Raw genomic sequence first — 6650 nt, forward strand, 5'->3', positions numbered from 1 at the left:
AGTCTGTAATTATAGCTTGAGTTTTTGTTTTTTCAAAGCTCATCTAAAAACCGATCATCACAAAAACTATTGGCATGTAAATGCGTAAAGGCATTTTTCAGAGATTTGAAAAAATCGGCATTTTTAGATTCTAGTTGTGCGAGGAATTCTTTTGTATGTGCACGTGCAAATGGGCGTTTGTCATTATCTAGCCAGTTTATAGGGCAGTTGCAATCAGGCGCGATATAGATATTGTTGTGTGCGATAAAATCAATAATTTGTCGCTCACGCACAAAAATCAGTGGTCTAATCACGCCTAAGCCATTTTGTGCTCTATATTTTGGAGGCATAGAACGCAAGGCACCATTATATGTGAGATTCATAAAAAAGCTTTCTGCCGCATCATCAAGGTGATGAGCAAGGGCTAGTTTATTAAATCCACCCTCCAATGCTTTTGTATAAAGCGCACCTCTACGCATACGCGAACAAAAGCTACAATACACGCTTCCCTCGCGTTTATGATCTTCTAAGATTCTATAAATGTCGGTGCGATAAAGCTCATATGGAATATTGAGTTTTTGGCAGTATTCTATGATGTATTCATATTCGCCACCACGTCCATAATCTACAGTAATTGCTTTGAATTCAAATTTAAATGGTGCGTGGGCACGCATATGGGCTAAAATGGTGGCAAGTAAAATAGAATCTTTGCCACCACTTAATCCCAAAAGCACCCTATCATGTTCTTGAATAAGATTGTATTGGGCATTGGTTTTGCCTACGATAGAGAGAATCTTTTTACTAATGGTAGGTATACTCATCATAACCCTTTGTAAATAAAAATGCAAGGCACAAGTGTAGCATATTCTTAAAACTTTTTAGGCAAGTTTGCTATAATACCAAAAAAATTTGGCAATGTAAGGTTAGGATTGTGGGTAAAGTTTGGGTGATTGTGCTTTGTGTGGTAATGGGGTATGGTGCGCAAAGCGATGATGAAGAATTGTTGCGATCTCTTGCAAGTAAGCCACAAAGTGTGCAATATATAAAACCTACATTAGAGGGCAAAAAACCGCTTGATTACGCAAAACTTTTTAGCAAACCTACTATTGAATGGAAAGACATTGCCAAAGCAAAAAGTGGCATATTTGTGGGTTTTGGGGTAAATCTTATTCCTGTGGTGCGTACCGATACCACCACACCAGCACTCTATGATGAAAAATACCCTGCAAGTGCTGGTTTTAATGCAAGAGTGGGCTATACATATTTTTCTAATCCTTATGTGGGTTTCCGTCTTTATGGTGAGTATGCAAAACCCACTACTAATGTAGAATATGGCACGAATGGATATACCCGAACTTATGAGATTGAAACATATAACGCAGGAGTTAGTATCATGCTTGATACAAACTTTGGTCAAAGCTATGATCATATGTTAAGCGTGATTGTGGATTTAGCATATGTGCCATATATTGGGTTTAGCTCCGTGTGGAATCATACAAGCACAACAGGATTGCAAAGTAATGGTGAGGATAGCTTCATAGGAGGCAATAAAGTTGCGTTGGGGCTAGGCTTTGGCTATGTGTTTAGAAGTAAGCACCGCATTGATCTAATGTTTCGGCGATTAACCGATGTGCGTGAGGGTAAAGATTCACTCATTGGGGGCGATACAAATCCTATCATTTTTCAACAGATTCTTTCTATGAATCTTGGGTATGCCTATGTGTTTTAGAATCTTGCTTTATGTTATGAGTGTGTGTGGGGTATTGGCAAGTGAAGAGATAGGGAATTATTTTGTTGCGCCCAAAGAATACACACTTGCACCAACCTACACACTTTCGCACACACAGATTCTCTCCACGCACCTTTTTTCAGAGATTCCAAAATCTTTTTTTATTGCAAATTTTCCGCAACAAAGCTTTAGTTTTAAAATGCGTTCATACGAGGTTGCAGCGATTTTTAAGCGACAAGGTTTTGTATTGCACACGCCACATAGTGATGTTGAGTTTAACTACCGCGCTTCTATGGATTTGCAAAAACCAAAAGAGGCGATTAGACGGCTTTATACGCAGTATTTTGATGCTATTTGTCCAAATGCCTTTGTGATAGATTCTATTGAAGTGCGTTTGCAAGATGATAGGCAATTTCAGAATCTAAGCGAGGCTTTGGTAGATGCAGAGTTTGAGCTTTTTGGCAAGCAAGCAGCATTTAAAAAGTCTAGTGGAGTGCTTGTGGTGCGCACCAAAGATTCTAAAATTTTCTTTGTGTATGAAATAACGGCACACTTGAAGGCATTGTATACCACAAAAGCTCTTAGTACACAAGAGAGCATACAAGATCATACAGAATCTAAAACCATCGCATTTCAAAAACTCGGATCTTTGCCTGTATGTGAGAGCGAGGTAGCATTTGGGAGTGCAAAGAGTTATTTGCCTAAGGGTACATTGCTTACAAAGGATAAGTTACGACCACTTATTCTTGTCAAAAAAGGTGAAGTCGTATTTGTGGAGAGTGTGGGTGGTGGATTTAGTTTGCATACGCAGCTAGAGGCGTTGCAAAGCGGGAGCTTTGGTGAAGTGATAGAGGCTAGAGCAAGTGAAAGTAAAAAGATTCTAAAAATAAAGATTATTGGCAAAAATCAAGGTGTTGTATTATGAGTTATCCTAAAAAAATAGTTGTAGGTATCACTGGAGCAAGTGGTGTGCATTTGGGCGTAGAGTTTGTGCGACATTTGCCTAGTGATATTTGTGTATATGTAGTTATAAGTAATGGCGCAAAGCGTGTGTATACTAGTGAATCCAAACATTTTACACAAACGCTTCATGAGTGCATATCTCAAGCACGCATGCATAATCTCACAATATTTAGTGATAATGCATTGCATGAGTGTATAGCCTCTGGGAGTTCGCGTATGGAGGCGATGTGCATTATTCCTGCAAGTTGTGATGTGGTAGCAAAAATTGCTATGGGTATTGGTGACACGCTTATCACAAGGAGTGCTAATGTTATGTTAAAAGAAGGGCGTAAGTTACTTTTGGCAGTGCGAGAAATGCCACTAAGTGCGATTGCATTGGATAATATGTCAAAACTTTCACATCTTGGAGTGTGTATCGCTTCACCTATTGTGGGATACTATGGTGGTGTGCAAAGTTTGGAAGATATGGAGAGGTTTTTTGTAGGCAAATGGTATGATGTGCTTGGCATACCACATACGCTTTTTACTCCTTGGGGTGGAAATAATCATGTTTAAATCGCAAAAAAGTATATCACCCTCACAAGAAAACACAAAACCAAAGCTTTTAGAGGTGTGTAATTTTTCTTTATTGGTGAGTGAGAGTTTTAGGCTTAGTGATATTACATTTACCCTACATGCGAACGAGATTTTAGCTATTGTGGGTGAATCTGGATCGGGAAAAAGTCTTTTGGCACAGAGCATTTTGGGGTTGTATGGATACATACCAAAGAATAAGGTATTTTTTAATGGAGAGGACTTAAGCACATTAGATAAGAGGGCGTGGTGTGCACTAAGGGGTAAACATATCGCCTATATTCCTCAAGATCCGCTTAGCGCTCTAAATCCTGTCCAAAAAATTGGCACACAGATTCTAGAAACATTTATGTTGCATAATCCTAAGGCTTCTAGAGCTTTGTGCAAGCAAAGGCTTTGTGAAGTGTTGCAAAGCGTGGGCTTAGATGAAAGCTTTGCATCACGCTATCCACACACGCTTAGTGGCGGACAGAGGCAGCGTGCTTTGATTGCTATGAGCATTATTAATAATCCACAGATTCTTATTTGCGATGAACCTACAACGGCACTTGATATGCTGATGCAAAAGCAGATTCTAGAGCTTTTAGCCACGCTTGCAAAAGAGAGTGCGATTATGCTTATCACACACGATTTGGGTGCGGTGGCACAAATTGCGGATCGCATTATGGTTATGCAGTGTGGAAAGGTTATAGAATCTAATACAACGCAAGAGATTTTTAGCAATGCTAAAGAATCTTATACTAAGGATCTTTTAGACGCGCTAGATTTTTCTACGCTTGTACCAAAAGCATATGAATCTACCGAGGTGCTACAAATGCAACATTTTAGCGCCATAGCTTTTAGGCGTAAATTTTGGCGTAATGCACCTGTGTGTATCACGCATGATGTGAATCTTAGGCTACATAAAGGCGAGATTTTAGGTATAGCTGGTGAATCCGGATCTGGTAAAAGTAGCTTGGGCTTAGCGATTGTGCGACTTATGGCACATCGTGGAGAAATACGCTTTTTTGGCAAGGATGTAAGGAATTTTAGCAAAGAGGAATATTTTTCTTTGTGCGCCAAACTTGGCGTAATTTTTCAAGATCCATTTGCGTCATTAAATCCTAGAATGCGTGTGGGTGATAGTATTGCAGAAGGTATCGCCTATCATTATGGGCATACACAAGGTATGCAAGGCGTATATGAAGCACTAAAGAGCGTGGGCTTAGATGAAAGCTTTGCAACACGCTATCCACACACGCTTAGTGGCGGACAAAGGCAACGTGTGTGCATTGCTAGAGCCTTGGCACTAAAGCCTAGTATTTTGTTGCTTGATGAACCCACAAGTGCGCTTGATAAAAGCACACAAAAGCAGATTCTAGAGCTTTTGGTGTATTTGCAAAAAGACTTAGATATGAGTTTGATTTTTATTACGCATGATTTGGATATTTTGCGATTTCTTAGTCATACACTTATTGTGTTAAAAGATGGGTATATTCAAGAGAGTGGTGCAAGTAAAGAAGTGTTTGCAATGCCAAAAAGTGCGTATTTTAAACAACTTTTAAGAGCTACATATACTTCAAGAAATTTATTCATATAGATAAAAGTAAATTGCTTGGATTTCTTTTTGCGTGAGGTAGTAGCGAGGCATAACACCGATCTTTTGTGAATCTAGAGCTTTAGCAAAAACGCTAAACTCAAGCTTGTTGATAGCAGGCGCACTCAAAGTTTTAGCATTACCTTTGTGTGTGTAGTGTGCGATGATACTTCCCTCGCCTTTTTGCCCATGGCAGTGATGACAGCCTATCCCACGAGGATTTTCATAGAGATTTTTCCCATATTCCTTAAAAGTGATAAAACCTTCATTATCAAATTCTGGTGCGTGGGATTCTTGAGGTTGTGCTAGTGAATCTTGTGTGTCAAGCGTTTGTAAAGATTCTGTATTTTGTGTTTGTATAGAATCTATGTTTGTATCTGTAGGGGTATGAGAGTTTGTGTCCTTCGTGGGTGTTGGTTGTGAGGTGTTATCCACGGCGATAATATATGCACATGGAAGTATTGCCAAGACACACAGAAATATAATTTTTTTCATTAGCACCACCAAAACATAGTTTTTTAATCCAAAATATTATAATATACGAAAAATTAAAAACTCCACAAAGGAAAGCAGTGATACTTTTAGATGGAAAGAGCTTAAGTGATGCAATCCAACAAAATATTATCAAGGAATGCGCGACATTGGATATAAAGCCGGGATTGGCGGTCGTGCTTGTAGGCGATGACGCACCAAGTAGGGCGTATGTCAATATGAAAGAGCGGGCGTGTCAAAATGTGGGATTTCTTTCTTGCAAACACGAACTTCCTCAAACTTGCACACAAAATGAGCTTTTGGCACTTATTACTACACTTAATGTAGATCCAAAGATTCATGGGATTTTGGTGCAGCTACCTCTCCCAAAACATATAAATACTTCTGTGATTTTAGAATCTATCGCACCATACAAAGATGTCGATGGTTTTCATCCTTATAATGTTGGGCGTTTAAATACCAATCTTGATGGCTTTGTCCCTGCTACGCCATTAGGCGTGATGAGTTTGCTTGAATCCTATCAAATTGGTGTGCGTGGTAAAGATGTTGTTATCGTTGGTGCGAGCAATATCGTAGGCAGACCACTAGCAACTTTAATGCTCAATGCTGGAGCGAGTGTGAGCATATGTCATATTTTCACAAAAGATGTGGCACGATACACGAGTAGGGCGGATATAGTGTGTGTTGGTGTGGGCAAAGTCAATCTCATTACAGAATCTATGATACGCCAAGATGCAGTAGTGATAGATATAGGGATTAATCGCCTGGATTCAGGCGCGTTGGTAGGCGACGTGGATTTTGCCAATGTCGCCAAAAAAACTTCTGCTATTACTCCTGTGCCTGGAGGAGTTGGTCCGATGACAATTGCCTCTTTATTACAAAACACTCTTAAAGCCGCTAAACAGATACATTTTGATACGCATAAAGGAACAGGGATATGAGAGGGCTTTGGCAATGGTGGCGAGCCTTTTCGTCAAGTTGGAGTGGGGCGATTATTATTGTGTTTTTTGTGATTTTTTTTATCGCACAGGGTTTTATTATCCCTACGCGATCGATGGTCGGGACATTTTTTGAAGGTGATTTACTCGTCGTCAAGAAATTTAGCTATGGTATTCCTACACCACGCCTTCCTTGGTTGAATACACCGATTGTACCGGATTTTAATGGCAATGGGCATTTAATCGAGGGAGAGCGTCCAAAGCGAGGAGAAATAGTAGTATTTATTCCACCTCACGAGCAAAGCACATATTATGTAAAGCGTGTATTTGGTGTAGGTGGTGATGAAGTGATTTTTGCACAAGATGGCTATTATTTACGTCCAAACAATGGAGATGCTGG

Annotated in this window: 8 protein-coding genes; 6 read left to right on the forward strand and 2 right to left on the reverse strand. The window is 39.7% G+C overall.

Annotated features, from left to right (window positions below; translation table 11 throughout):
• Nucleotides 1-32: 32 nt before the first annotated feature.
• A complete protein-coding gene (locus tag C6H22_RS05980) occupies nucleotides 33-803 on the reverse strand; it encodes a tRNA 2-thiocytidine biosynthesis TtcA family protein (RefSeq protein WP_104694422.1) in 771 nt (256 codons plus the stop codon).
• A gap of 107 nt (nucleotides 804-910) precedes the next feature.
• On the opposite strand from C6H22_RS05980, the gene C6H22_RS05985 reads away from it, so the two are divergent.
• The 4 genes from C6H22_RS05985 to C6H22_RS06000 are packed head-to-tail and all read left to right on the forward strand — an operon-like array spanning nucleotide 911 to nucleotide 4823.
• Nucleotides 911-1708 carry a hypothetical protein gene (locus C6H22_RS05985; protein ID WP_104694423.1) on the forward strand — a complete coding sequence of 266 codons (798 nt, stop codon included), beginning with the start codon at nucleotides 911-913 and terminating at the stop codon, nucleotides 1706-1708.
• On the forward strand, nucleotides 1692-2633 hold the full coding sequence (flgA, locus tag C6H22_RS05990) for a flagellar basal body P-ring formation chaperone FlgA (RefSeq protein WP_104694424.1): 942 nt from the start codon (nucleotides 1692-1694) through the stop codon (nucleotides 2631-2633). The genes C6H22_RS05985 and flgA overlap by 17 nt, the downstream gene beginning before the upstream one ends.
• A complete protein-coding gene (locus C6H22_RS05995) occupies nucleotides 2630-3226 on the forward strand; it encodes a UbiX family flavin prenyltransferase (RefSeq protein WP_104694425.1) in 597 nt (198 codons plus the stop codon). The genes flgA and C6H22_RS05995 overlap by 4 nt, the downstream gene beginning before the upstream one ends.
• Nucleotides 3219-4823 (forward strand): ATP-binding cassette domain-containing protein, encoded by a 1605-nt coding sequence (locus tag C6H22_RS06000; protein WP_104694426.1) that lies wholly within the window; start codon nucleotides 3219-3221, stop codon nucleotides 4821-4823. The genes C6H22_RS05995 and C6H22_RS06000 overlap by 8 nt, the downstream gene beginning before the upstream one ends.
• On the opposite strand, the gene C6H22_RS06005 is transcribed toward C6H22_RS06000, so the two are convergent.
• Nucleotides 4812-5078, reverse strand: coding sequence for a c-type cytochrome (locus C6H22_RS06005; RefSeq protein WP_104694429.1), 267 nt, complete (start codon nucleotides 5076-5078; stop codon nucleotides 4812-4814). The two genes, C6H22_RS06000 and C6H22_RS06005, sit on opposite strands and share 12 nt — an antisense overlap.
• Nucleotides 5079-5392: 314 nt before the next feature.
• On the opposite strand from C6H22_RS06005, the gene folD reads away from it, so the two are divergent.
• Complete coding sequence (folD, locus tag C6H22_RS06010) at nucleotides 5393-6253, forward strand: bifunctional methylenetetrahydrofolate dehydrogenase/methenyltetrahydrofolate cyclohydrolase FolD (RefSeq protein ID WP_104694427.1); 861 nt, start codon at nucleotides 5393-5395, stop codon at nucleotides 6251-6253.
• Nucleotides 6250-6650: signal peptidase I (lepB, locus tag C6H22_RS06015; protein WP_104694428.1), on the forward strand; the 401-nt coding region annotated here is incomplete at its 3' end. The genes folD and lepB, both read left to right, overlap by 4 nt.

The sequence above is a fragment of the Helicobacter equorum genome, from assembly GCF_900198655.1.
GTDB lineage: Bacteria > Campylobacterota > Campylobacteria > Campylobacterales > Helicobacteraceae > Helicobacter_F > Helicobacter_F equorum.